The 25,346-nt window shown below is 59.6% G+C and carries 17 protein-coding genes and 1 riboswitch; of the genes, 11 read left to right on the top strand and 6 right to left on the bottom strand.

The window, feature by feature from the left end:
- Positions 1-14 precede the first annotated feature (14 nt).
- Positions 15-137, bottom strand: a riboswitch (yybP-ykoY riboswitch).
- A gap of 51 nt (positions 138-188) precedes the next feature.
- Both ACIPZE_RS24040 and ACIPZE_RS24035 read right to left on the bottom strand, forming a co-directional pair.
- The gene (locus tag ACIPZE_RS24040) at positions 189-1,187 is read right to left on the bottom strand and encodes a class I SAM-dependent methyltransferase (protein WP_283439419.1); all 999 of its coding nucleotides are present in this window, start codon (positions 1,185-1,187) and stop codon (positions 189-191) included.
- A gap of 32 nt (positions 1,188-1,219) precedes the next feature.
- Positions 1,220-2,185 carry a 2-hydroxyacid dehydrogenase gene (locus ACIPZE_RS24035; RefSeq protein WP_283439418.1) on the bottom strand — a complete coding sequence of 322 codons (966 nt, stop codon included), beginning with the start codon at positions 2,183-2,185 and terminating at the stop codon, positions 1,220-1,222.
- A 165-nt stretch (positions 2,186-2,350) separates the two neighbouring features.
- Between ACIPZE_RS24035 and ACIPZE_RS24030 the strand changes: the two genes are divergently transcribed.
- The 5 genes from ACIPZE_RS24030 (at position 2,351) to ACIPZE_RS24010 (ending at position 11,626) form a co-directional block, all read left to right on the top strand.
- On the top strand, positions 2,351-2,980 hold the full coding sequence (locus ACIPZE_RS24030) for a LysE family translocator (RefSeq protein WP_129395456.1): 630 nt from the start codon (positions 2,351-2,353) through the stop codon (positions 2,978-2,980).
- A 268-nt stretch (positions 2,981-3,248) separates the two neighbouring features.
- Complete coding sequence (locus tag ACIPZE_RS24025) at positions 3,249-4,931, top strand: fatty acid--CoA ligase (protein ID WP_283439417.1); 1,683 nt, start codon at positions 3,249-3,251, stop codon at positions 4,929-4,931.
- Between the two features lie 337 nt (positions 4,932-5,268).
- Positions 5,269-7,158 carry a DUF1302 domain-containing protein gene (locus ACIPZE_RS24020; RefSeq protein ID WP_283439416.1) on the top strand — a complete coding sequence of 630 codons (1,890 nt, stop codon included), beginning with the start codon at positions 5,269-5,271 and terminating at the stop codon, positions 7,156-7,158.
- A gap of 27 nt (positions 7,159-7,185) precedes the next feature.
- Complete coding sequence (locus ACIPZE_RS24015) at positions 7,186-8,550, top strand: DUF1329 domain-containing protein (RefSeq protein WP_129395453.1); 1,365 nt, start codon at positions 7,186-7,188, stop codon at positions 8,548-8,550.
- Positions 8,551-8,893: 343 nt separating this feature from the next.
- Positions 8,894-11,626 (top strand): LuxR C-terminal-related transcriptional regulator, encoded by a 2,733-nt coding sequence (locus ACIPZE_RS24010; protein ID WP_400775711.1) that lies wholly within the window; start codon positions 8,894-8,896, stop codon positions 11,624-11,626.
- A gap of 100 nt (positions 11,627-11,726) precedes the next feature.
- On the opposite strand, the gene ACIPZE_RS24005 is transcribed toward ACIPZE_RS24010, so the two are convergent.
- Entirely contained in the window at positions 11,727-16,046 is a 4,320-nt protein-coding gene (locus ACIPZE_RS24005) for a M10 family metallopeptidase C-terminal domain-containing protein (RefSeq protein ID WP_400775708.1), read from the bottom strand.
- Between the two features lie 210 nt (positions 16,047-16,256).
- Between ACIPZE_RS24005 and ACIPZE_RS24000 the strand changes: the two genes are divergently transcribed.
- Both ACIPZE_RS24000 and ACIPZE_RS23995 read left to right on the top strand, forming a co-directional pair.
- Complete coding sequence (locus tag ACIPZE_RS24000; protein WP_283439413.1) at positions 16,257-16,901, top strand: MBL fold metallo-hydrolase; 645 nt, start codon at positions 16,257-16,259, stop codon at positions 16,899-16,901.
- 118 nt (positions 16,902-17,019) lie between these two features.
- Positions 17,020-17,757, top strand: a complete 738-nt coding sequence (locus ACIPZE_RS23995; RefSeq protein ID WP_129395450.1) for an OmpA family protein — start codon at positions 17,020-17,022, stop codon at positions 17,755-17,757.
- Between the two features lie 229 nt (positions 17,758-17,986).
- Here ACIPZE_RS23995 and ACIPZE_RS23990 read toward each other — a convergent pair whose 3' ends face one another.
- Positions 17,987-18,421: a YhcB family protein gene (locus tag ACIPZE_RS23990; protein WP_007917055.1), complete on the bottom strand. Its 435-nt coding sequence runs from the start codon at positions 18,419-18,421 to the stop codon at positions 17,987-17,989.
- Between the two features lie 144 nt (positions 18,422-18,565).
- On the opposite strand from ACIPZE_RS23990, the gene ACIPZE_RS23985 reads away from it, so the two are divergent.
- From ACIPZE_RS23985 to zapE, 3 genes are all read left to right on the top strand, one after another.
- Positions 18,566-19,210 (top strand): alpha/beta hydrolase, encoded by a 645-nt coding sequence (locus tag ACIPZE_RS23985; protein WP_283439412.1) that lies wholly within the window; start codon positions 18,566-18,568, stop codon positions 19,208-19,210.
- Between the two features lie 24 nt (positions 19,211-19,234).
- On the top strand, positions 19,235-20,590 hold the full coding sequence (locus ACIPZE_RS23980; protein WP_400775705.1) for a tryptophan--tRNA ligase: 1,356 nt from the start codon (positions 19,235-19,237) through the stop codon (positions 20,588-20,590).
- A gap of 90 nt (positions 20,591-20,680) precedes the next feature.
- Positions 20,681-21,775, top strand: coding sequence for a cell division protein ZapE (gene zapE, locus ACIPZE_RS23975; protein ID WP_129395447.1), 1,095 nt, complete (start codon positions 20,681-20,683; stop codon positions 21,773-21,775).
- 200 nt (positions 21,776-21,975) lie between these two features.
- Here zapE and ACIPZE_RS23970 read toward each other — a convergent pair whose 3' ends face one another.
- Positions 21,976-22,872 (bottom strand): GlxA family transcriptional regulator, encoded by an 897-nt coding sequence (locus tag ACIPZE_RS23970; RefSeq protein WP_174823981.1) that lies wholly within the window; start codon positions 22,870-22,872, stop codon positions 21,976-21,978.
- Positions 22,873-23,122: 250 nt separating this feature from the next.
- On the opposite strand from ACIPZE_RS23970, the gene ACIPZE_RS23965 reads away from it, so the two are divergent.
- Positions 23,123-24,259, top strand: a complete 1,137-nt coding sequence (locus ACIPZE_RS23965; protein WP_400775702.1) for an acyl-CoA dehydrogenase family protein — start codon at positions 23,123-23,125, stop codon at positions 24,257-24,259.
- A gap of 87 nt (positions 24,260-24,346) precedes the next feature.
- Here ACIPZE_RS23965 and ACIPZE_RS23960 read toward each other — a convergent pair.
- Positions 24,347-25,346, bottom strand: a 1,000-nt coding sequence (locus tag ACIPZE_RS23960; protein WP_400775699.1) for an NADP(H)-dependent aldo-keto reductase, incomplete at its 5' end; no start/stop codon positions are given.

Here is a 25,346-nt window from a genome sequence, read left to right as displayed (position 1 = left end):
CATAGGACTTGTCAAACCCTGCGATCCGTCTGCTGCGGACGCTTGGGTCGCATACGCCATGATCTGAGGATCAAGTATGTTGACGTATGCCGGACGAGCTTGGCGCTCGTGGGAGACTACTCCCCTAGGACGGAGCGGATTCTGCCTTCGCAAAACCGATTGAGCAAGCCTCTTTTTTAAAAGAAGTTTCAGCCGCGCTTGGCCCGGTAGATGCGGAAACCATTGCCTTCGGCCTTGATTGAGCAGACGCCGAGATGCTCCTCGATCAACGGCTGATACTTGAGGAAACTGTTCGCGACCAAGCGCAGTTCGCCGCCGTTTTTCAGATGTTTTGCTGCTTTTCGCAGCAAGTTCTCGGTCGCGAAATAATCGGTGTGCACGCCGACATGGAACGGTGGATTGCTCAGGATTGCGTTCAAACCCATCGGCGCAGCGTCGATCCCATCCCCGGTCAGCACTTCAGCTTCCAGACCGTTGGCAGCCAGCGTCAGACGGCTGCTGGCGGCGGCGAATGCATCGACATCGAGCAGCGTCACCTGATTGTGCGGATAGCGACGTTTGACCGCAGCCCCCAACACGCCAGCGCCGCAACCGAAGTCGAGAAGATGGCCGCTTGGCAGTTTGTCCAGATGCTCCAGAAGCAGAGCGCTGCCGCGATCGAGGCGACCGTGGCTGAACACGCCCGGCAGGCTGATGACTTTCAGCGGGCCTTCCGCCAGTGGCAACTCATAGGTCTGCGCCAGGCTTTCCAGCGATTTCGCTTCAGGGGCGTTGGCCACGGTCACTTGCCAGAGTTGGCAGTGACGCGCGCTGTCGAGCTTGCGTGGCTTGCCGAACGGATTGAGCTGCTTGGAGGCGCCTTCGATTCCGCTGCGTTTTTCACCGACCAGAAACACCTCGCGACCGGCCAGGCGCGAGGCCACGGCATTGAGGATGTAATCGGTCAGGTCCTTGGACTTGGGCAGGAACACCACGGCGCTATCAAACTCGCGTTCCGGGACGTTCACGCCGAAGTGGCTGCGGCCTTCGAAACGGGCGTCCAGCGCGGCTTGATCGCCGGCATGCCAGCACCAGCCGAACGCATTGGGCAGGCGCCCGAGCAAATCATCGGCGGGCAAACCGGCGAGCAACAACGATCCTTGAAACAACTCGGGCTGACGAAGCAGTACTTCACTGCGCGGATCCATAACTGCTCCTCAAAAAAAAGTGCCGCAGTCTATCAACTGACGACCCGCAGCGCCTTACCGCTGAAGAACGCCTCGGCGTTTTCGGTCAATTGGCCGACGATGCGCTGCCGCGCTTCAACACTGCCCCAAGCGTTGTGCGGCGTGACGATCAGGCGTGGAATGTCGGCGGCCAGCAGCGGATTGCCTTGAGTCGGTGGCTCGACACTCAACACGTCGGTGGCCGCGCCGCCGAGATGACCGCTGCGCAAGGCGTCGGCCAGCGCCTGCTCATCGACGAGGCCGCCACGTGCGGTGTTGACTACGAACGCGCCGGGTTTCATCGACGCCAGTTCGCGTGCGCCGATGAAGTGGCGGGTGTGTTCGTTGAGCGGGCAGTGCAGGGTGAGCGCGTCGATTTGCGGCAGCAGTTCGTTCAGTGGCAGACGATCCGGGCGGGCAGGGCGGCCCGGAATCTGCCCGAGCAAAACCCGCATGCCGAACGCTTCGGCCAGTCGCGCCACGGCGCCACCGAGTTCACCGTGGCCGAGCAGACCAAGGGTTTTACCTTCCAGTTCGACAATCGGGTAGTCGAGCAGACAAAACTGTTTCGCCTGCTGCCAGCGACCTTCGCCTACGGCTTGCTGATAATCGGCCAGGCGTGTGGCGAGGTTGAGCAGCAGCATGATCGTATGTTGTGCCACCGACGGTGTGCCGTAACCCTGGCAATTGCACACGGTGATGCCGTGGGCGCGAGCGGCGGCGAGGTCGACGTTGTTGGTGCCGGTGGCGGTGATCAGGATCAGTTTCAGCGCAGGGTTGGCAGCCATGGCGGCGGCGTCGATCAGGATCTTGTTGGAGATTGCCACGGTCGCGCCTTGCAGGCGCTCGGCCACTTGCTCGGGCAAGGTCTGGGCGAACAGTTGCAGATCGCTGAAACATTCACGCAAGGGACTGAGATCCAGATCGCCAAGATCCAGTGAAGGGTGGTCAAGGAATACCGCGCGGCGCGTGTTCGTCATCAACTGTACCTTTTAGGCTTTGAGCGTAGGGCGTAATCTGCCGAGCCTACCAGATGAAACAAATCGTTACGCAACGCACGAAAGTCTTATGCGAACGGATAACCCTGTGGCGAGGGGGCAAGCCCCCTCGCCACAATTGTTTTGACTCTATTGAAAGGAGCGCCCATGTACTGGACCGAGTTCTTGACCGTTGCACTGATCCACTTGCTGGCCGTCGCCAGCCCCGGCCCGGACTTTGCCGTGGTAGTGCGCGAGAGCGTGACCCATGGTCGCCGCGCTGGCACCTGGACGGCACTGGGCGTGGGCACGGCGATTTTCCTGCATGTCGGTTATTCGCTGCTCGGCATCGGCCTGATCGTGTCGCAGTCGATTGTGTTGTTCAACGCGCTGAAATGGGCGGCTGCCGCTTACTTGCTGTACATCGGCTTCAAAGCCCTGCGCGCGCAACCGGCGAAAACCGTGACGGATGATCTGCACAAGGAAGCGGGTGTACGTACGGCGCGCGGCGCGTTCACGTCGGGTTTCGTGACCAATGGCTTGAACCCGAAAGCCACGCTGTTTTTCCTGTCGCTGTTCACCGTAGTGATCAACCCGCACACGCCACTGGCGGTGCAGGCCGGTTATGGCGTTTACCTCGCCGTGGCGACCGCTATCTGGTTCTGCCTGGTGGCGATGCTGTTCAGCCAGCAACGTGTCCGCGCCGGTTTTGCTCGCATGGGTCACTGGTTCGATCGCACCATGGGCGCGGTGTTGATCGCTCTCGGCGTGAAAATCGCCTTCACCGAAATGCACTGATCTTCCCAGTAGGAGCTGCCGAAGGCTGCGATCTGTTGATCCTGGTCCTTAAAAACAGGATCAACAAATCGCAGCCTTCGGCAGCTCCTACACGAGTGCGATGCACTTGCTCAGGGGGTTGAGGCTCGTCCTGCGATTGCAAATGCTGGCGCAAAGCTAGCATTTGTACGGCTTTGCAAATCATTCCTTTGGCTGATTTGGCTGGCGTATAAGGGTTCTACAGTACAAATCTTTACGCCAACACCGTGCAGCCAGAAAAGGGATTCATATGTTGCAGACTCGCGTCATTCCCCCGGCCGATGGGGCCTACCAGTATCCATTGCTGATCAAGCGGCTGCTGATGTCCGGCGCCCGTTACGAGAAAACCCGCGAGATTGTCTACCGTGACCAGTTGCGCTACAGCTACCCGACCCTGATCGAGCGGGTCGCGCGGCTGGCCAATGTGCTGACGGCTGCCGGAGTGAAGGCCGGTGACACGGTGGCGGTGATGGATTGGGACAGCCATCGTTACCTGGAATGCATGTTTGCCATTCCGATGATCGGCGCGGTGATTCACACCATTAACGTGCGCCTGTCACCCGAGCAGATCCTCTACACCATGAACCACGCCGAGGACCGCTTCGTGCTGGTCAACAGTGAGTTCGTCGGGCTGTATCAAGCGATTGCGCCACATCTGACCACTGTCGAGAAAACCCTGCTGCTGACGGATCTGCCGGAGAAGACTGCCGACCTGCCGAATCTGGTCGGCGAGTATGAGCAACTGCTGGCCGCCGCCAGTCCGCAGTACGACTTCCAGGACTTCGACGAAAACTCGGTCGCGACCACGTTCTATACCACCGGTACCACCGGCAACCCGAAAGGCGTGTACTTCACCCATCGGCAACTGGTCCTGCACACCATGGGCGTAGCGACGATCATGGGCTCCATCGACAGCGTGCGGCTGCTCGGCACCAACGATGTGTACATGCCGATCACGCCGATGTTCCACGTCCACGCCTGGGGATTGCCGTACGTGGCGACCATGCTCGGGCTCAAGCAGGTTTATCCGGGGCGCTACGATCCAGAGTATCTCGTCGAGTTGTGGCGCAAGGAAAAGGTCACGTTCTCCCACTGCGTACCGACCATCCTGCAAATGCTGCTCAACGCCAAAGGCGCGCAGGGCACCGATTTCGGCGGCTGGAAAATCGTCATCGGCGGCAGTGCGCTTAATCGCACGCTGTATGAAACGGCCAAGGCGAAGGGCATTCAACTCACCGCGGCGTACGGCATGTCGGAAACCGGGCCGCTGGTGTCCTGTGCGCATCTCAATGATGAACTGATGGCCGGCAGCGAGGACGAACGCACCACCTACCGGATCAAGGCCGGTGTGCCGGGGCCGCTGGTGGAAGCGGCGATCGTCGACGCCGAGGGCAACTTCCTTCCGGCCGACGGCGAAACCCAGGGCGAACTGGTGCTGCGCGCACCCTGGCTCACCGAAGGCTATTTCAACGAACCGCAGAAGGGCGCTGAGCTCTGGGCCGGCGGCTGGCTGCACACCGGTGACGTTGCCACGCTCGACAGCATGGGCGTGATCGATATTCGCGACCGCATCAAGGACGTGATCAAGACCGGTGGCGAGTGGATTTCCTCGCTGGACCTCGAAGACCTGATCAGCCGCCACGTCGCGGTACGCGAAGTAGCAGTGGTCGGCATCGCCGATCCGCAGTGGGGCGAGCGCCCGTTTGCCTTGCTGGTCATCCGTGAAGGGCACGTGATCGGGGCGCGCGAGCTCAAGGAACACCTCAAGCCATTCGTGGAATTGGGGCACCTGAGCAAGTGGGCAATTCCAAGCCAGATCGCCCTTGTTACTGAAATTCCCAAGACCAGCGTCGGTAAACTAGACAAGAAGCGCATCCGCCTCGACATCACCGAATGGCAGGCCAACAACAGCACCTTCCTCTCGACACTTTAAGTGTCTGCTGGCGCGCCGAAAACGGCGCGCCAGACCCACCAAGCAAGCGCTTGCCTTGTGAAATCGAAAAATTCAGCCATCCTTGCCGTGCCGACATGTGTCGGACTGGCGAAAGGACTGTTCCAGAGTGGCCGGCAGCTGCAAATCACACTTTAGAGGGATCAAGCAGTACTACCTGCTGGCTATAGTCCGCTCAAGGATTTTTAAGAACGGAGCACACGCACTAAACGGGGCGAGCAACTTTGGCGTGATTTCGGGCAGCCCTGGCGCCCGGTCCCTCCACAGCGTTTTTAAAAGTACTCACTGCCATAACAATAATGCACATGGAGTAGCGTCGATGACCTCAGTAAACCAGTTCTGGCGCCGGGCGAAACTGCCTCTGGCGGTCAGCATTGCCTCTTCGCTCGCCGGGCCCGCATTCGGCGTCAATTTCAACGTCGGTGAAATCGAAGGCCAGTTCGACTCGTCCCTGTCGATCGGTGCCAGTTGGTCTACTCAGCAACCGAACAAGAACCTCATCGGCGTCAACAATGGTGGTCACGGCCTCTCGCAGACTTCCGACGACGGTCACGCCAACTTCAAGAGCGGCGAAACCTTCTCGAAGATCTTCAAGGGTATCCACGACCTTGAATTGAAATACGGCGACACCGGCGTGTTCGTGCGTGGCAAATACTGGTACGACTTCGAACTCAAAGATGAAAGCCGCGAGTTCAAGGACATCAGCGATTCGGGTCGCAAAGAGGGCGCCAAATCGTCCGGCGGGCAGATCCTCGACGCCTTCGTGTATCACAACTATTCGGTTGCCGATGAGCCGGGCTCCGTGCGTCTCGGCAAGCAGGTGGTGAGCTGGGGTGAAAGTACTTTCATCGGCGGCGGCATCAACTCGATCAACCCGATCGACGTCTCCGCGTTCCGCCGTCCGGGTGCCGAGATCAAGGAAGGTCTGATTCCGGTCAACATGTTCTACGTGTCGCAGAGCCTGACCGAGAACCTCTCGGCAGAAGCGTTCTATCAGCTGGAATGGGACCAGACGGTTGTCGACAACTGCGGTACGTTCTTCTCGCAGCCGGACATCGTTGCCGACGGTTGCAACGACAACCTGCGTGTGCTGAACAAACGTTCGCAAATTCCGGCCGTTGCTCTGGGGCCATTGGCTGCCAACGGTGTCGACGTCAACGAAGAAGGTGTTCTGGTGCGCCGTGGCGGCGACCGTGATGCCCGAGACAGCGGCCAGTGGGGCGCGTCCTTCAAGTACATGTACGAACCGCTGGACACCGAGTTCGGTGCCTACTTCATGAACTACCACAGCCGCGCGCCGATCTTCAGCGCCACCGGTGCGCCGCAATCGGTCTACAACACGGCGCGCGCGCTGCCGGGGCCTTTTGCGGCACTTGGCCCCCTGCTAGTTGCGGGTAACTCGCAATACTTCATTGAATACCCTGAAGACATCCGCCTCTACGGCTTGAGCTTCTCCACCACCCTGCCTACCGGTACGGCGTGGAGCGGTGAGATCAGCTACCGTCCGAACGCGCCGGTGCAACTGAACTCCACCGACATTCTGTTCGCCGGTGTGCGTCCGCTCGGCGGTGCACTGACCAACGCTTCGATACTCAACGGTGTGCCGGGTCAGGACCTGCATGGTTACGAGCGCAAGGAAATCACCCAGATCCAGACAACGTTCACGCACTTCTTCGATCAAGTCATGGGCGCCAGCCGTCTGACCCTGGTTGGCGAAGTCGGCGCGACTTATGTCGGCGGGCTGGAAAGCCGTTCCGACATGCGTTATGGCCGCGATCCGGTGTTTGGCCCGGGTGAGTTGCCAGCCACTGGCGGTATCGATACCTGCGCCAACATTCTCAACGCCAGCACCATCAACGGTGCAGGACCTGGGTCGCCGCAGAACAACCGCAGCCGCAATTGCGACAACGACGGCTTCACCACATCAGTGTCGTGGGGCTACCGCGGTCGCGCCATCTGGGAATACAACGACGTCTTCGCCGGCGTGAACCTCAAGCCGAACGTGGCCTGGTCCCACGACGTCAGCGGTTACTCGCCAGGCCCTGGCGGCAACTTCGAGGAAGGTCGCAAGGCGGTCAGCCTCGGTGTCGACGCTGAATACCAGAACACCTACACCGCGAGCCTGGCTTACACCAACTTCTTCGACGGCAAGTACACCACCGTGGATGACCGCGACTTCGTTGCGCTCAGCTTCGGCGTGAACTTCTAAGCACTGCATTTCAGGACGAACACACATATGAAAATAACAAAGAGTCTGTTCCACGCCGGTGTTCTGGGTCTGTCGCTGTTGGCGACCGGTGTCATGGCGGCTGTGCCTGCTGCTGAAGCCGACAAGTTGGGCAAGAGCCTGACCCCGATGGGCGCTGAAATGGCTGGTAACGCCGACGGTTCGATTCCGGCGTGGAAACCGCTGCCGAAGAATGCCGGCACCGTCGACAGCAAGGGTTTCCTGTCTGACCCGTACGCCAGTGAAAAACCGCTGTTCATCATCACCGCCAAGGACGTCGACAAGTACAAGGACAAACTTGCACCGGGCCAGTACGCGATGTTCAAGCGTTATCCGGACACCTTCAAGATGCCGGTTTACCCGTCCCATCGCGGCGCGACCGTGCCGGATGACGTGTTCGCCGCCATCAAGAAAAACGCCACCACCACCAATCTGGTGTCCGGCGGCAACGGTCTGGAAAACTTCGAAACCGCTGTGCCGTTCCCGATTCCAAAAAGCGGTGTGGAAGTCATCTGGAACCACATCACCCGCTATCGCGGCGGCAGCGTGACCCGTCTGGTGACCCAGGCGACGCCACAACCGAACGGCTCGTTCAGCCTGGTGTACTTCCAGGATCAGTTCGTGTTCCGCGACAAGATGAAGGACTACGACCCGAAAAACCCAGGCAACATCCTGTTCTACTTCAAGCAGAAAGTGACTGCGCCGGCACGTCTGGCCGGTGGCGTGCTGCTGGTGCACGAGACCCTCGACCAAGTGAAGGAACCGCGTTCGGCGTGGGTCTACAACGCCGGTCAGCGTCGTGTGCGCCGTGCGCCACAAGTGTCCTATGACGGCCCGGGTACTGCGGCGGATGGCCTGCGTACCTCCGACAACCTCGACATGTTCAACGGTGCCCCGGATCGTTACGACTGGAAGCTCGAAGGCAAGAAAGAGATGTACATCGCTTCGGACAGCTACAAGCTCGACGATCCGAAACTGAAGTACACCGACATCATCAAGGCCGGCCACATCAACCAGGACCTGGCGCGCTACGAGCTGCGTCGCGTCTGGCACGTGGTTGCAACCCTGAAGGAAGGTCAGCGCCACATCTACGCCAAGCGCGACTTCTATATCGATGAAGACACCTGGCAAGCGGCGGTGATCGACCACTACGACGGTCGTGGTCAGCTGTGGCGTGTGGCCGAGGCGCATGCCGAGGACTACTACGACAAGCAAGTGCCGTGGTACGCCCTGGAAACCCTCTACGACCTGCAATCTGGCCGTTATCTGGCGCTGGGCATGAAGAACGAAGAGAAACAGGCGTATGACTTCGGTTTCACCGCCACCACCAGCGACTTCACTCCAGCCGCTCTGCGTCAGGACGGTGTTCGCTAAACCGCTGTAAACCCGAGGCCGCATCCTCGTGAAAAACGCCCCGACTGGTTCGGGGCGTTTTTTTGCGCGTTTCCCACCGCACCGCTCATGCAGGAGCTGCCGCAGGCTGCGATCTTTTGATCCTGTTGTTGATTGTAAAAAAACAAGGTCAAAAGATCGCAGCCTGCGGCAGCTCCTACACGGATTCAGCACAAGGCGCGATGTAGCGGTGATGGCGGATTTTGTCGGCGCTGTGTAGCTTTTTTGTAGCCATTTGTAGCAGCAACCTTCATTACCTCTTCGTTTAAGGCTAGTCTGCGGACATCTGCAATGCCGCCAATAGCCATTCAAACAAGAGCCGGCCATGACTGATCTGTCCCCACTTCCGGGTCCTGCAAGCGTTGCCGTCGCGGCACTCGACGGGCGTTTTTTTCGCCCGCCATTGCCCGAGGGCTACGTGCTGCGACCGCGCCTGTGCGAGCGCCTGCAAGCCGGGCTCGGTGGACGGCTATTGCTGGTCAGTGCCCCGGCCGGGTTTGGCAAGAGTTCGCTGGCGGTGGAGTTCTGCCAGAGTCTGCCGGCGCAGTGGCAAAGTCTGTGGCTCGGCCTGAGCCCACGCGACAGTGACCCCGGGCGCTTCCTCGAGCGTTTGCTGGAAGGTTTGCAGGACTACTTTCCGCAATTGGGCAGCCGTGCATTGGGGCTGCTGAAAATGCGTCAGCGTCATCAGCCGTTTGCGTTTGAAGAATGGCTCGACGGTCTGCTCGATGAGCTGGCGCTGCACCTTGATCCAGCGGCGCCGCTGCTGTTGGTGCTCGACGATTATCATCTGGCGCAAGGCCCGGTACTCGATCGCTGCCTGCAATTCTTCCTCAATCATTTACCGGACGGCTTGCTGGTCATGGTCACCAGTCGCCAACGCCCCGACTGGCATCTGGCGCGCTTGCGCCTGTCCCGTCAATTGCTCGAACTGCACGAACAGGATCTGCGGCTGACCCACGACGAAGCTCTGACCTTGCTCGATCGCCACAGCAGCTCACTGCGCGGCGAAGCGCTGGAAAGCCTGATCCAACGTAGCGAAGGCTGGGTAGCCGGGCTACGTTTCTGGCTGCTGGCAGTGGCTGAAGCTGGTAGCGACGCCGCCTTGCCGCAAGCGTTGAACGGCGGGGAAGGGCTGATCCGCGATTACCTGCTCGAAGAAGTCATCGATTGCCTGCCCCCCGAAGTGCAGGCGTTTCTCTACGAAACGGCGCCTCAGGAACGCTTTTGCAGCGAACTGTGCGATGCCGTCCGCGAGGCCCATGACAGCGCCGAGATCCTGCGTTTCCTGCTGGCGCATCAGGTGTTTCTGGTGCCGCTGGATGAGCACGGGCATTGGTATCGCTATCACCACCTGTTTTCTGATTTGCTGCGCAGTCGTCCGATCGCGCAGGCGATGGTGCCGACCGCGACACTGCACCTGCGCGCCTGTCGCTGGTTCAATGCGCAGGGGCTGCTCGATGAGGCCGTGGAGCAGGCGTTGCGTGCCGGCCACCTTGATGTGGCCGCGAATCTGGTGCAAAACCTTTCTGAAGAACAACTACTGGCCGAACAGAACGTCGGCATGCTGCTGCGCTGGAAAATGGACTTGCCCGACAGCCTGCTGATCAGCACGCCGCGTTTGATCGTCCTCTACAGTTGGGCGCTGGGGCTGGCTTGCCAGCTCGATGCCGCCGAAGAGTTGTCCAGCCATTTGAGCCGCTTTCTGCCAGCGCCTTCGGCGACTGCGCAAAAGTCGATGCTGGCGCAATGGCTGGCGTTGAGCGGGATCATTGCCCGTGGTCGCGGCCACCGTGAACTGACGCTCAGGTATTGCAGCGAAGCTCTGGAAAGCCTGCCCGCCAAACGCTACGGCCAGCGGCTGATGTGCCTGTCGACCCTGTCCAATCTGGCGATTGCCGATGGTGATCTATGGCGCGCCCGTGGTCTTAACCGCGAATCCCTTGAACTGGCGCAACGGGTCGGCAATCCGCTGTTTGAAGCGTTGGCCCATTACGACCGCGCGCGAGTTTTGCAGGCGCGCGGCGAAATCCTACGGGCACTCGATGAAGTCCATCAGGGCCTTGAACGCCTGCGCGGGCTGTCGCCGCAACGCTTGTATGCGGTGCGTGCACGGCTGACGCTGTACGAAGGTTTTTTGTTGGCGATGCGCTTGCAGCCTCAGGCGGCGCGCGTGCGTTTGTTGGCCGGGATCGCCGAGGCACGGGCCTGTCGCGATATCAGCGTATTGATCGGCCATTGCGTCATCGCTCGACTGGATGGCAGCAACGGCGAGTTCGCCAAGGCCTTTGCCGAACTGGCCGAAGCCGAACGGCTGATGCACATCTGGGACGTGCCGCCGATCTACTATCTGGCGATGATCACCCTGGTCAAATGTGAACTGTGGCTGGCGCAGGGCCGCACCGATCTGGCCGAGGCGTGGCTGGCGCGACTGGGCCAGACATACACGGGCGAACGCGCCGCCGCGCCGCCGGAGTTTCATCCACAACTGCCGTTGCATGTTGAATTGCAACAAGCGTTGCTGGAGATGATTCAAGGGCAACCAATGCTCGCCGAAGGACGACTGAACGCGTTGCATGAAAACGGCCAGCAAACCGGCCGGCAGTTGCTCAGTGTAATGGCGTTGACGCAGAAGGTAGCATTGCTGCTGGCCGCAGATCGTGAGCCGCAAGCGCGCAAAGCGCTGAGTCAGGCGCTGGAAGCCGCTGCCGGGGGCGTGCTGCAACCCTTCGATACGCTGATGAAAGAATCCGCGGACTGGTTGCGGGGGCAGTTGGCGCAGACCTCCGGGGCGGTGGTCAGCCAGCAACTGCTGATGCATTTTCCGCCGTCAGCCAGCCGCCCGGCAGAGTCCGCAGCGGCGGAGCAACTCAGCAGCCGGGAGCTTGCGGTGCTACGCCTGATCGCCCAAGGCTGCTCGAACCAGGAGATCAGCGAGCAACTGTTCATTTCGCTGCATACGGTGAAAACCCATGCCAGCCATATCAACAGCAAGTTGGGGGTCGAGCGGCGTACACAGGCCGTGGCGAGGGCGAAGGAACTGGGAGTCCTGGGTTAACTGGCCACAAATGCCAAAGCAAAAAAAACGCCTCGATCCAGTCGGGGCGTTTTTTATGGATGACGGCCTGTATGGCAAGCCGCAATGACTGCAATAACCGTCAGGCTACCAGGTCGTTGGCGCTGAAACTGTTCACCCCGACCAACTGGATCTCGAAGTCCGCACCGGCGTTGCCGCTGACGTTGCCCGAGAGCACGTGGTCAACGAAGCGCAGTTGCCCTGCGCCGGTGAAATCAGCCGCACCGATGAAAGAGAAGCCATTGAAACCGGCATCCAGCAGGTTGGCATCAAATTTCGTCAGGTCGATCTTGTCTCCTTGCAGGCTGTTGAAGTCGGTGATGACGTCGCGTGCGTTGCCGGTTGCGGATTCGTTCCATGCGTTGAACACAAACAGATCCGCACCGCTGCCTCCCGTGAGTGTATCGGTGCCCAATCCACCGATCAGGGTGTCAGCGCCAGCGCCGCCGTTGAGCACGTTGGCACCGGCATTGCCGATCAGCAAGTTATCCAGTGCGTTGCCGTTGCCGTTGAGGCTGGCGCTACCGGTCAGTGTGAGGTTCTCAAGATTGTTGCCCAGCGTGTAGTTGACCGACGACACGACGGTGTCGATTTCAGTGCTCAGGGTGCTGGTTTCGACAACCACGTCGCCGGTGCTGTCGACGATGTAAGTGTCGTTGCCGAGGCCGCCGGTGAGCAGGTCGTTACCCGCGCCGCCGTCGAGAATGTTGTTGCCGTCGTTACCGGTCAGGCGGTTGCCCAAGGCGTTGCCGGTGGCGTTGATGTCGGCGTTGCCGGTCAGCACCAGGTACTCGACGTTGGACGTCAGGGCGTAGCTGATGGTGGAACGCACGGTGTCGATCTCACTGGCCAGCGTGCTGGTCTCGACCACCAGGTCGCCGACGTTGTCGACGAAATAGTAGTCGTTGCCGGCGCCGCCGATCATCGTGTCTGCGCCTTCCATGCCGTTGAGGACGTTGGCGGCACTGTTGCCGGTGAGCACGTTGTTCAGGTCGTTGCCGACCATATTGATAGCGTCAGTACCGGTCAGCTCGCCGTTTTCAATGTTGGCGGTGAAGAAGTAGCTGACGGAGGCCTTGACCAGATCAATACCTTCATTGGCCAGTTCGACAACGGAGTCGCCGGCGTTGTCGACGATATAAGTGTCATTGCCGGCGCCGCCGATCAAGGTGTCGGCACCCACGCCGCCGTCGAGCAGGTTATTGCCGATGTTGCCGGTGATGACGTTGTTCAGGCCGTTGCCGCTGCCGTTGAGGTCGGCAGTGCCGGTCAGAACCAGATTCTCGAGGTTGGCGCCCAGCGCGTAGTTGACTGACGCTTTGACGGTGTCGATTTCAGTGCTCAGGGTGCTGGTTTCGACAACCACGTCGCCGGTGCTGTCGACGATGTAAGTGTCGTTGCCGAGGCCGCCGGTGAGCAGGTCGTTACCCGCGCCGCCGTCGAGAATGTTGTTGCCGTCGTTACCGGTCAGGCGGTTGCCCAAGGCGTTGCCGGTGGCGTTGATGTCGGCGTTGCCGGTCAGCACCAGGTACTCGACGTTGGACGTCAGGGCGTAGCTGATGGTGGAACGCACGGTGTCGATCTCACTGGCCAGCGTGCTGGTCTCGACCACCAGGTCGCCGACGTTGTCGACGAAGTAGTAGTCGTTGCCGGCGCCGCCGATCATCGTGTCCGCACCGGCCATGCCGTTGAGAACGTTGGCGGCACTGTTGCCGGTGAGCACGTTGTTCAGGTCGTTGCCGACCATGTTGATGGCATCGGTGCCGGTCAGTTCGCCGTCTTCAACGTTGGCGTTGAAGACGTAACTGACGGAGGCCTTGACCAGATCCTGGCCTTCGTTGGCCAGTTCGACAACGGAGTCGCCGGCGTTGTCGATGATGTAGGTGTCATTGCCAGCGCCGCCGATCAGGGTGTCGGCACCCGCGCCGCCATCCAAAGTGTCGTTGCCGGCGCCACCTTGCAGTGTGTTGGCCGCGGCGTTGCCGGTGAGTCGATTGTCCAGATTGTTGCCAGTCAGATTGATCGCATTGTTCCCGGTCAGCAGACCTTCCTCGATATTGGCGCCGAGGGTATAGCTGATCGAGGCATTGACACGGTCGTAGCCTTCGTCTGCTTGTTCAATGACGGTATCACTGGCGTTGTCGACGATATAAGTGTCATTGCCGGCGCCGCCGATTAAGGTGTCGGCACCCACGCCGCCGTCGAGCAGGTTATTGCCGATGTTGCCGGTGATGACGTTGTTCAGGCCGTTGCCGCTGCCGTTGAGGTCGGCAGTGCCGGTCAGAACCAGATTCTCGAGGTTGGCGCCCAGCGCGTAGTTGACTGACGCTTTGACGGTGTCGATTTCAGTGCTCAGGGTGCTGGTTTCGACAACCACGTCGCCGGTGCTGTCGACGATGTAAGTGTCGTTGCCGAGGCCGCCGGTGAGCAGGTCGTTACCCGCGCCGCCGTCGAGAATGTTGTTGCCGTCGTTACCGGTCAGGCGGTTGCCCAAGGCGTTGCCGGTGGCGTTGATGTCGGCGTTGCCGGTCAGCACCAGGTACTCGACGTTGGACGTCAGGGCGTAGCTGACGGTGGAACGCACGGTGTCGATCTCACTGGCCAGCGTGCTGGTCTCGACCACCAGGTCGCCGACGTTGTCGACGAAATAGTAGTCGTTGCCGGCGCCGCCGATCATCGTGTCCGCACCGGCCATGCCGTTGAGAATGTTGGCGGCACTGTTGCCGGTGAGCACGTTGTTCAGGTCGTTGCCGACCATGTTGATGGCATCGGTGCCGGTCAGTTCGCCGTCTTCAACGTTGGCGTTGAAGACGTAACTGACGGAGGCCTTGACCAGATCCTGGCCTTCGTTGGCCAGTTCGACAACGGAGTCGCCGGCGTTGTCGATGATGTAGGTGTCATTGCCAGCGCCGCCGATCAGGGTGTCGGCACCCGCGCCGCCGTTGAGCAGGTTGTTGCCGATGTTGCCGGTGATGACGTTGTTCAGGCCGTTGCCGTTGCCATTGAGGTCGGCAGTACCGGTGAGGACCAGATTTTCCACGTTGGCGCTCAGCGTGTAGCTGACCGACGCCTTGACCGTGTCGATCTCGGTGCTCAAAGTGCTAGTTTCGACAACCACGTCGCCTGTGCTGTCGACGATGTAAGTGTCGTTGCCGAGTCCGCCGGTGAGCAGGTCGTTACCCGCGCCGCCGTCGAGAATGTTGTTGCCGACATTACCGGTCAGACGATTGCCAAGGGCGTTACCGGTGGCATTGATGTTCGCCGTGCCAGCCAGGGACAGGTATTCGAGATTGGCGCCGAGTGTGTAGTCGATAACGGAAATGACGGTGTCATATTCAGTGAGTGATGCGTTCGTCTCGATGATCACATCGTTAACGTTATCGACGACGTAGGTATCGTTACCGGCGCCACCGCTCATGGTGTCCGCACCGCCCATGCCGTTGAGCCAGTTGTTCAGATCGTTGCCGATCAGGACATCATCGAAGGCAGAGCCGGTGGCATTTTCAATCTTGGCACCGAACGCGATCGCTAGGCCGTCATTGACCGACGCCTGAGTGGTGGTGTTGACGAAAGCCTTGCCGATCTGGCTGTACTGCCCCTCATTGAGGTTCAGTGTGACTGCCGACAGTTGATTGCTTGCGTCGATGGTGTCGTTACCGCCAGCGTCCCAGATGGTCTCGAAAACCGATTGGTCAGGTGCCCATTTGTAGACGTTGTCGCCAGCCTGCCAGAGCATGTTGGCACCGTAGAGCTGCTGGATCACGAGGATGTCCAGAACCATCGGCGTCGTTGGCTGATAGGAGTACGTGTTGTTGTAGCTCATCAGGGTGAAATGCGAATCGTCGATCAACGGCGAAATAAGGGTGCTGTTGGTCGGGCTCGCTTCGAACGGGTGCTTCAGGCCCAGCGCATGACCGATTTCATGGACAAATGTCATGTAGTCATACGTGCCTCGGACAGGGTTCGGGTTATCCGTCACCGGTCCGATCCAGACGTCGCCGGCCAGAGGTTTTTCATCAGGAAAGTAGGCCCACGCGGCCGTTTTCGGGTCCATGCCGGCGTAGCCGCCAAAACGCAGGTCGCCAGCGCTGTCGTTAATGTCGCTGATCAGCGTGAATTTGATGTTCGCTACGGCGCTCCAGGCATTGAGTGCACTGGTCACGGCGGTTTGTTGTGCACTGGTCAGGGCATAGCTGTTGAGAAATTCGTTGTCCGGACTGTAGCCCTTGGCGAAGTACGACTGGCCGGGGGTGACAAAGCTGTAGGTCAGTCGGGTCGAGAAGAAATCGCTGCCACCAAAGTCCGGGCTCAGCCACTGTGTGCCAAAGATCAGGCTGTCTGCCTGGGCATTGCCGGTAAGAAACGAAGGCCTGGTGAGCACATAACCTGTTGGTGACGACATTGCGAGATCCTGAGTGGGGGCGGCCTTCCTGAATATGGCCACTTCAATAAACAATTTTGTACCAAGAGCAGCGTCAATTGATATCAGTACGCCACTATTTTTTTATCGGTGGCGCCAGAAAAATGACTCAGCCCTATATCGGTGCGCCGGCATGAAACTGAAGATCGGCAGGCTGGTATCCTGTCGGAAATCGAAATTCAGGAGCTCTCGATGAATGTCCCGGCCACTAAGCTCATCCGCGAAACCTTTCCCGTCGGCCCGCTCCAGTGCAACTGCACCATCATCGGTGACCCGATCACCAAAAAGGCGATCGTCGTCGATCCGGGTGGCAATCCTGACCTGATCATGGCGCGCCTCGATGCGCATGGCCTGAAAGTCGTCAGCATCATCCACACCCATGCCCATCTCGATCACTTCCTCGCTTCCGGCCAGATGAAAGAGAAAACCGGTGCGACCCTGCACTTGCACAAGGAAGATCAGTTCCTCTGGGACAACCTTGAGATGCAGTGCCAGATGTTCGGCGTGCCCTACATCCCGGTGCCATCGCCGGATCGCTGGTTGAGCGACGATGAAGAACTCGCCTGTGGCTGCGGCGTGGCGCTGCATACGCCGGGTCATACGCCCGGTTCCATGAGCTTTTGGTTTTCCGAGGCTAAGCTGTTGATTGCCGGCGACACGCTGTTTCGTCGCGGCGTAGGGCGCACGGATTTGTGGGGCGGCGACCAGGCGACCATCGTGCGGTCGATCAAGCAGCGGTTGTATACCCTGGACGAAGATGCAACGGTGGTGACCGGGCATGGTCCGGATACGCGACTGGGTGATGAAATGCGCGAAAACCCGTTTGTGCGGGCGTAAATATTTTGTCACGAGTGCCCGGCGGAATTTTTGTGCATTGTCATGATCCAACGCCCGCGCAGGTCCATTTTACCCAGTGGCCGCTGCATCACAGAATGCGAAAAACCAGGAGCTCTCCATGTTCACCAAGCGTCGTTTGATTATTGTCGCTACTGCCGTGGCCTTGCTGTCCGGCTGCGCCTCGCCTAACCCGTATGACAATCAGGGCCAGGCCGACGGTGGCTCTCAAGGCATGAGCAAAACCGCCAAGTACGGTGGTCTCGGTGCTCTGGCCGGTGCTTTGGCCGGTGCTGCCATCGACCATAACAATCGCGGCAAGGGTGCCTTGATCGGCGCCGCTGTGGTGGGTGCTTCAGCGGCCGGTTACGGTTACTACGCTGACAAACAGGAAGCCAAGCTGCGCGCCAGCATGGCCAACACCGGAGTTGAAGTGCAGCGTCAGGGCGACCAGATCAAGCTGATCATGCCGGGCAACATCACCTTCGCCACCGATTCGGCGAACATTGCATCGAGCTTCTACCAGCCGCTGAACAACCTGGCCAACTCGCTGAAAGAGTTCAACCAGAACCAGATCGAAATCGTCGGCTACACCGACAGCACCGGCAGCCGTCAGCACAACATGGACCTGTCCCAGCGTCGTGCGCAGAGCGTGGCGACCTACCTGACCTCGCAAGGTGTCGGCGGTGCCAACCTGACGGCCCGTGGTGCCGGTCCCGATAATCCGATTGCCAGCAACGGTGACGTCAATGGCCGGGCGCAGAACCGTCGGGTTGAAGTCAACCTGAAGGCGATCCCGGGCCAGCAGTATGGTGGTCAGCAGCAACAGCAGCCGGGTACGGTTCAGCAGTATCCGTAAGCGATTGCCTGAATGAAGAAATGCCCGATCCTGTGATCGGGCATTTTTTTTGTGTGGCCGGTTATGGCCTCATCGCGAGCAGGCTCACTCCTACAGGGGAATGCATTTCAAAATGTAGGAGTGAGCCTGCTCGCGATGGCGATCAAATCGGCACCACAAAACTATCAGGCACAAAAAAGCCCCCGGACACATCACTGTCCGGGGGCTTTTTGTTTTCAGCGAAGGCTGATTACTTCTTCAGACCATAATGCTCATCGAGCATGCCCGGCGAGTTCGGGGTTTTCGGTGCGTAGTCGCGTGGCGGCTCCTGATCGCGCGGTGGCGTCAGGCGTTCGCGTGGTGCCACTGCCGCGTCGGCATGCAGGGCGGCGATCAGGCGCTGGCGGGTCTGCTCGTCCAGGGCCAGACGATTGGCACCCTCGGCGAGATGGTCCTGCACTTCCTGATAGCTCTGGGTCAGTTTCTTGACCAGCATCGCGGTGCTGTTGAAGTGGGTGACCACCTCGTTCTGATAACTGTCGAAGCGTTCCTGAATATCATCCAGTTGACGCTGCGTGCGGCTCGGTGCGGCGTTCGGCGCAACGCGCGCGATCAGGAATCCAATGGCGACACCCACAACCAGGGCAAGAGTCGGTAACAACCAAACTAAGAGCGAGTGTTCCACGAGTCCTTCCGCTATAAACGGCTTTGCGTTACGTTAACGGCTCGAACCTGCGCTGTATACCGCGATTCACTCGCAATAGATTGGCACAGACAATTTGCTAGACGAGTCGACCCGATTCGAGGTCACGGAGTTCCTTCCTTGCTGATGCGTGAAACCCCTGTAGTGATTGCCGGCCCTGTCGGCCAAATCGAAGCTCTGCTTCTCGAAAACAAGAGCTTGGACAACGAGCAGCCGCGCGGCATCGCGCTGATCTGCCACCCGAACCCGGTGCAGGGCGGCACCATGCTCAACAAGGTTGTCTCGACCCTGCAGCGCACCGCGCGCGACGCCGGCCTGATTACCTTGCGTTTCAACTATCGTGGCGTCGGCGCCAGCGAAGGTTCGCATGACATGGGCACCGGTGAAGTCGATGACGCTCAGGCGGCTGCCAAGTGGCTGCGGGAAAAACACCCGGATCTGCCGATGACCCTGTTCGGTTTCTCCTTCGGCGGATTTGTTGCAGCAAGTCTCGGCGGCCGTCTTGAAGCGCAAGGCGTGCAGCTCAAGCACCTGTTCATGGTCGCGCCGGCGGTCATGCGTCTGGGCGAGCAGGATCAACTGCCGCAACACGGCGAACTCACGGTGATCCAGCCGGAAACCGACGAAGTCATCGATCCGCAGTTGGTCTACGACTGGTCGGAAAAACTCCAGCGCCCCCATGAGCTGCTGAAAGTGGCAGAATGCGGACACTTTTTTCATGGCAAGCTGACCGATCTCAAGGATCTGATCCTGCCGCGTCTCTCGAATTGATTGCAGTCTGACAAGCGATTACCCATGACGAACCGTACCCGTATCCTCACCGGCATCACCACCACCGGCACGCCGCACCTGGGCAACTACGCCGGCGCGATCCGCCCGGCAATCCTTGCCAGCCGCGACAGCAATGCCGATTCGTTCTACTTTCTGGCCGACTACCACGCCCTGATCAAATGCGATGACCCGCTGCGCATCCAGCGCTCGCGTCTGGAAATCGCCGCGACCTGGCTGGCCGGTGGCCTCGATGTCGACCGCGTGACCTTCTACCGCCAGTCCGACATCCCGGAAATCCCCGAGCTGACCTGGCTGCTGACCTGCGTTGCCGCCAAAGGCCTGCTCAACCGTGCGCACGCCTATAAGGCCTCGGTCGACAAGAACGTCGAAACCGGTGAAGACCCGGACGCCGGCATCACCATGGGCCTCTACAGCTACCCGGTGCTGATGGCCGCGGACATTCTGATGTTCAACGCGCACAAGGTGCCGGTCGGTCGTGACCAGATCCAGCATGTCGAGATGGCGCGTGATATCGGCCAGCGCTTCAACCACTTGTTCGGTCAGGGCAAAGAATTCTTCACCATGCCCGAAGCGCTGATTGAAGAAAGCGTGGCGACGTTGCCGGGCCTCGACGGTCGCAAGATGTCGAAGAGCTACGACAACACCATCCCGTTGTTCTCCAGCGCCAAAGAGATGAAGGACGCGATTTCGCGGATCGTTACTGATTCGAAAGCGCCAGGCGAAGCGAAAGATCCGGACAACTCGCATTTGTTCACCCTGTTCCAGGCGTTCGCCACGCCGGCGCAGGCTGGTGAGTTCCGCAGCGAACTGCTCGGTGGTCTGGGTTGGGGTGAGGCGAAGAACCGTCTGTTCCAGTTGCTCGACAACGATCTCGGCGAGGCGCGCGACAAGTATCACCAGTTGATCGAACGTCCGGCGGATCTTGAAGACATCCTGCAGATCGGTGCGAAAAAGGCCCGTGCCGTGGCGACGCCGTTCCTTAACGAACTGCGCGAAGCCGTTGGCCTGCGCTCCTTCGTCAATCAGGTACAAGTCGCAACGACGACCAAAAAGAAAGCCGCGAAAGCCGCACGTTTCGTCAGCTTCCGCGAAGACGACGGCAGCTTCCGTTTCCGTCTGCTGGCGGCCGATGGCGAGCAACTGCTGCTGTCGCGTAACTTCGCCGACGGCAAAACCGCAGGCCAAGTGACCAAACAGCTGCAATCCGGCCAGCCGCTGGACGTGCGCAGCGAAGACCTGAGCTTCAGCGTCTGGCTGGAAGGTGATTGCGTTGGCGATAGCCCGGCGTTCGCCGACACGGTTGCGCGGGACGCGGCCATCGAGGCGCTGCGCATCGCGCTGACCCCGGTTCAGGACTAATCGGCGGCACGGTCCGACCAAGGGCCGATTGCCATTCCCACGGGCCGTCGCTACAGTGACGGCCCGTTTTTGTTGCCTTGCTAACGAATTATGACGCCCCTAGAACGATACCAAGCTGATCTGAAACGCCCGGACTTCTTCCATGACGCCGCGCAGGAAACTGCTGTGCGTCATCTACAGCGTTTGTACGAGGATCTGATCGCCGCCGATCAGAACAAACCGGGTCTGCTGAGCAAGCTGTTCGGCAAAAAAGATCAGACGCCGGTCAAGGGCCTGTATTTCTGGGGCGGCGTGGGTCGCGGCAAAACTTACCTGGTCGACACCTTCTTCGAAGCGCTGCCGTTCAAGGAAAAGACCCGCACCCACTTCCACCGCTTCATGAAGCGTGTGCACGAAGAGATGAAAACCCTCGGTGGCGAGAAAAACCCGCTGACCCTCATCGCCAAACGTTTTGCCGATGAGTCGCGGGTAATCTGCTTCGATGAGTTCTTCGTTTCCGACATCACAGACGCGATGATCCTCGGCACGTTGATGGAAGAATTGTTCAAGAATGGCGTGACCCTGGTCGCGACCTCGAACATCGTCCCGGACGGTCTGTACAAGGACGGTCTGCAACGCGCGCGCTTCCTGCCGGCGATTGCGCTGATCAAGCAGAACACCGAGATCGTCAACGTTGACAGCGGCGTCGACTACCGTCTGCGTCACCTCGAACAAGCGGAGCTGTTTCACTTTCCGCTCGACGAAGCGTCCCACGAAAGCCTGCGCAAGAGCTTCCGCGCGCTGACGCCAGAGTGCACCGCAGCGGTCGAGAATGACGTGCTGATGATCGAGAACCGCGAGATCCGCGCCCTGCGTACTTGTGACGATGTGGCCTGGTTCGATTTCCGCGAACTCTGCGACGGCCCGCGCAGCCAGAACGATTACATCGAGCTGGGCAAGATCTTCCACGCCGTGCTGCTCAGCGGCGTCGAGCAGATGAGCGTCACCACCGACGACATCGCCCGTCGCTTCATCAACATGGTCGACGAATTCTACGACCGTAACGTCAAGCTGATCATTTCGGCGGAAGTCGAGCTGAAGGATCTGTACACCGGCGGCCGTTTGAACTTCGAGTTCCAGCGCACGCTGAGCCGCTTGCTGGAGATGCAATCGCACGAATTCCTGTCGCGGGCGCACAAGCCTTAAACAGTTTCGCCAAATAAAAAGGGCCTGCAATTGCAGGCCCTTTTTTTATCTCGAATTCACCGGCCCGCGCACACTGATCGTTCCCACGCTCCGCGTGGGAATGCATACCGTGACGCTCTGCGTCACATTCCGGGGCGGACGCAGAGCGTCCATTGGCAGCGTTCCCACGCAGAGCGTGGGAACGCTCATCGGGGGGAGGGTTATGCAGCCTGTTGGAACTGCTGTCGATACTGGTTCGGCGACAGCTCGGTGTGCTGGCGGAATAGCCGCGCAAAGAAGCTTGCATCGTCGTAGCCGACCTCATAACTGATGGTCTTGATGCTCTTGCGGCTGCCGGACAGCAAGCCTTTCGCGGTCTCGATCCGCAGCCTTTGCAGGTAATGCAACGGTTTGTCGCCGGTGGCCGTCTGGAAGCGCCGCATGAAATTGCGGATGCTCATGCCGTGCTCGCGGGCGACGTCTTCGAAGCGGAACTTGTCGGCGAAGTGCTCTTCGAGCCAGTGCTGGATCTGCAGAATGATCACATCCTGATGCAGCTTCTGCCCACCGAAACCGATGCGTCCCGGCGAATAGCTGCGCTGCACTTCGTAGAGGATGTCGCGGGCCACGGCTTGCGCGACGTTTGCCCCGCAGAAGCGTTCGATCAGATAGATATAGAGATCGCAGGCTGAAGTGGTGCCGCCGGCGCAGTAGAGGTTATCGGCGTCGGTCAGGTGTTTGTCCTGATTCAGGTACACCCGCGGAAAACGCTCGGCGAACGCATTGAAGAACCGCCAGTAGGTGGTCGCTTCCTTGCCGTTGAGCAGGCCGGCTTCGGCCAGCCAGAACACCCCGGTGGCTTCGCCGCACAACACTGCGCCACGCGCATGCTGTTCGCGCAACCACGGCAAGACCTGGGGATAACGGCTGCAAAGCGTATCGAAATCGTCCCAGAACGCCGGAAGGATAATGACGTCGGCGTTTTCCAGGCCGCCGTCGACCGGCATGACCACGTCACTGAAGCTGTTCACTGGTTTGCCGTCGGGACTGACCAGGCGCGTTTCAAACGCCGGAGTCAGGCCGTGGCCCAGTTGCTTGCCGTAACGCAGGCTGGCCAGATGGAAAAAATCCTTGGCCTGCATGAGAGTAGATGCGAAAACCCGGTCAATCGCCAGGATGCTGACGCGCCGCAAGGGCGTGGAGACTTGCTTGGACATAATTCAACTTTTGTTTTGTTTTTATAAGGGAAAGTGGTCACCAGACGGCTGGATCGTCTTATTTTTTGTCGGATGTGTCCAGTGTCCTGTATCGCCGGTGGCGCTTAGTCTCTGAAGGTCATCCCCCTCCAACAACAAAGAAAGGTGCCGCATGATCCCCAGAACCTTGTTCAGCTCCGAGCACGAATTGTTCCGCGACAGCGTACGAACCTTCCTCGAAAAAGAGGCTGTGCCGTTCCACGCTCAATGGGAGAAACAAGGCCATATCGACCGCAAACTCTGGAACAAGGCGGGGGAGGCGGGAATGCTTTGCTCGCACCTGCCGGAAGAGTACGGCGGTTTGGGGGCGGACTTTCTGTACAGCGCCGTGGTGATCGAAGAGGTCGGTCGACTGGGGTTGACCGGCATCGGTTTCTCGCTGCATTCGGACATTGTTGCGCCGTACATCCTGCATTACGGCAGCGAGGCACTGAAGCACAAATACCTGCCGAAACTGGTCTCGGGCGAGATGGTCACAGCCATCGCCATGACCGAGCCGGGTGCGGGCTCCGACCTGCAAGGCGTGAAAACCACCGCTGTGCTGGACGGTGACGAGTACGTGATCAACGGTTCGAAAACCTTCATCACCAACGGCTTCTTGGCAGATCTGGTGATCGTCGTCGCCAAAACCGATCCGAAAGCCGGCGCCAAAGGCACCAGCCTGTTTCTAGTTGAAGCGAATAGCCCGGGATTCGAGAAGGGCAAGCGCCTGGAGAAGGTCGGCATGAAGGCGCAGGACACCTCGGAATTGTTTTTCCAAGACGTGCGTGTGCCGAAGGAAAACCTGCTGGGGCAGGCGGGAGCAGGGTTTGCCTATCTGATGCAGGAGTTGCCGCAGGAGCGTCTGACCGTGGCCATTGGTGGTCTGGCTTCAGCCGAGGCAGCGTTGCAGTGGACGCTGGATTACACCCGCGATCGCAAGGCGTTCGGCAAAGCGATTGCTGACTTCCAGAACACCCGTTTCAAGCTGGCGGAGATGGCCACCGAGATTCAGATCGGCAGGGTCTTCGTCGATAAATGTCTCGAATTACATCTGCAAGGCAAGCTGGATGTGCCGACGGCGGCGATGGCGAAATACTGGGGCACTGATCTGCAAGGCAAGGTCCTCGACGAGTGCGTGCAGTTGCATGGCGGTTACGGCTTCATGTGGGAATACCCGGTGGCCCGGGCATGGGCGGATGCGCGGGTGCAGCGGATTTATGCCGGCACCAATGAAATCATGAAGGAGATCATTGCGCGGTCGCTTTGACGGCTGAAAGGATCGCAGCCTGCGGCAGCTCCTACAGGGTTCACACCCAACCCGTGTAGGAGCTGCCGCAGGCTGCGATCTTTTTACTTACGGGGCAGGATTCGGATGATCCTTATGAATCGCCTCGATCCCTGCCAGCACTTCATCCGAGAGCTGCAGATCGAAACTGGCAATGTTGCTGTCCAGTTGCTCAAGCGTCGTTGCCCCGATGATGTTGCTGGTGACGAACGGTTGCTGGGTCACAAACGCCAACGCCATTTGCGCCGGATCCAGACCGTGTTCACGGGCCAGCGCGACGTAACGGCTGCACGCTGCTTCCGATTGCGCGTTGAAATAGCGGCTGAAGCGGCTGTAGAGGCTCAGGCGGCCTTTCGGCGGACGCGCGCCACCTTCGTACTTGCCTGAGAGGAAACCAAACGCCAGCGGCGAATAAGCGAGCAGGCCGCATTGTTCGCGGATGGCGATTTCCGCCAGGCCGACTTCAAAGCTGCGGTTGAGCAGGTTGTACGGGTTCTGGATCGACACCGCACGCGGCCAGCCACGGGCTTCGGCCAGCGCGAGAAAACGCATGGTGCCCCACGGTGTTTCGTTGGACAGGCCGATGTGACGAATCTTGCCGGCCTTCACTTGCTCGTCGAGCGCTTCAAGAGTGTCTTCCAGCGGAGTGAGATTGGCTTCGATCTTGTGCTTGTAGCCCAGCTGTCCGAAAAAGTTGGTGCTGCGCTCCGGCCAGTGCAATTGATACAGGTCGATGTAGTCGGTCTGCAGGCGCTCAAGGCTGGCATCCACCGCGGCGGTGATGTGCTGGCGATTGTGGCGCAGGTTTTTGTCGCGGATATAGTCGATGGTGTTGCCCGGGCCGGCGATTTTGCTGGCGAGGATCCAGTCGGCGCGGTCACCGCGGCTTTTGAAGTAATTGCCGATGTAGCGCTCGGTAGTGGCGTAGGTTTCGGCTTTTGGCGGCACCGGGTACATCTCGGCGGTGTCGATGAAATTGATCCCGGCTTCCTTGGCCCGTTCGATCTGGGCGAAGGCTTCAGCTTCAGTGTTTTGCTCGCCCCAGGTCATGGTGCCGAGGCAGATTGCA

It is taken from the genome of Pseudomonas sp. NPDC089741 (assembly GCF_044748825.1).
GTDB classification, from domain to species: Bacteria; Pseudomonadota; Gammaproteobacteria; order Pseudomonadales; family Pseudomonadaceae; genus Aquipseudomonas; species Aquipseudomonas helmanticensis.
Note: the sequence above shows the minus strand (reverse complement) of the source record. Positions and strands in the feature narration are given on the sequence as shown.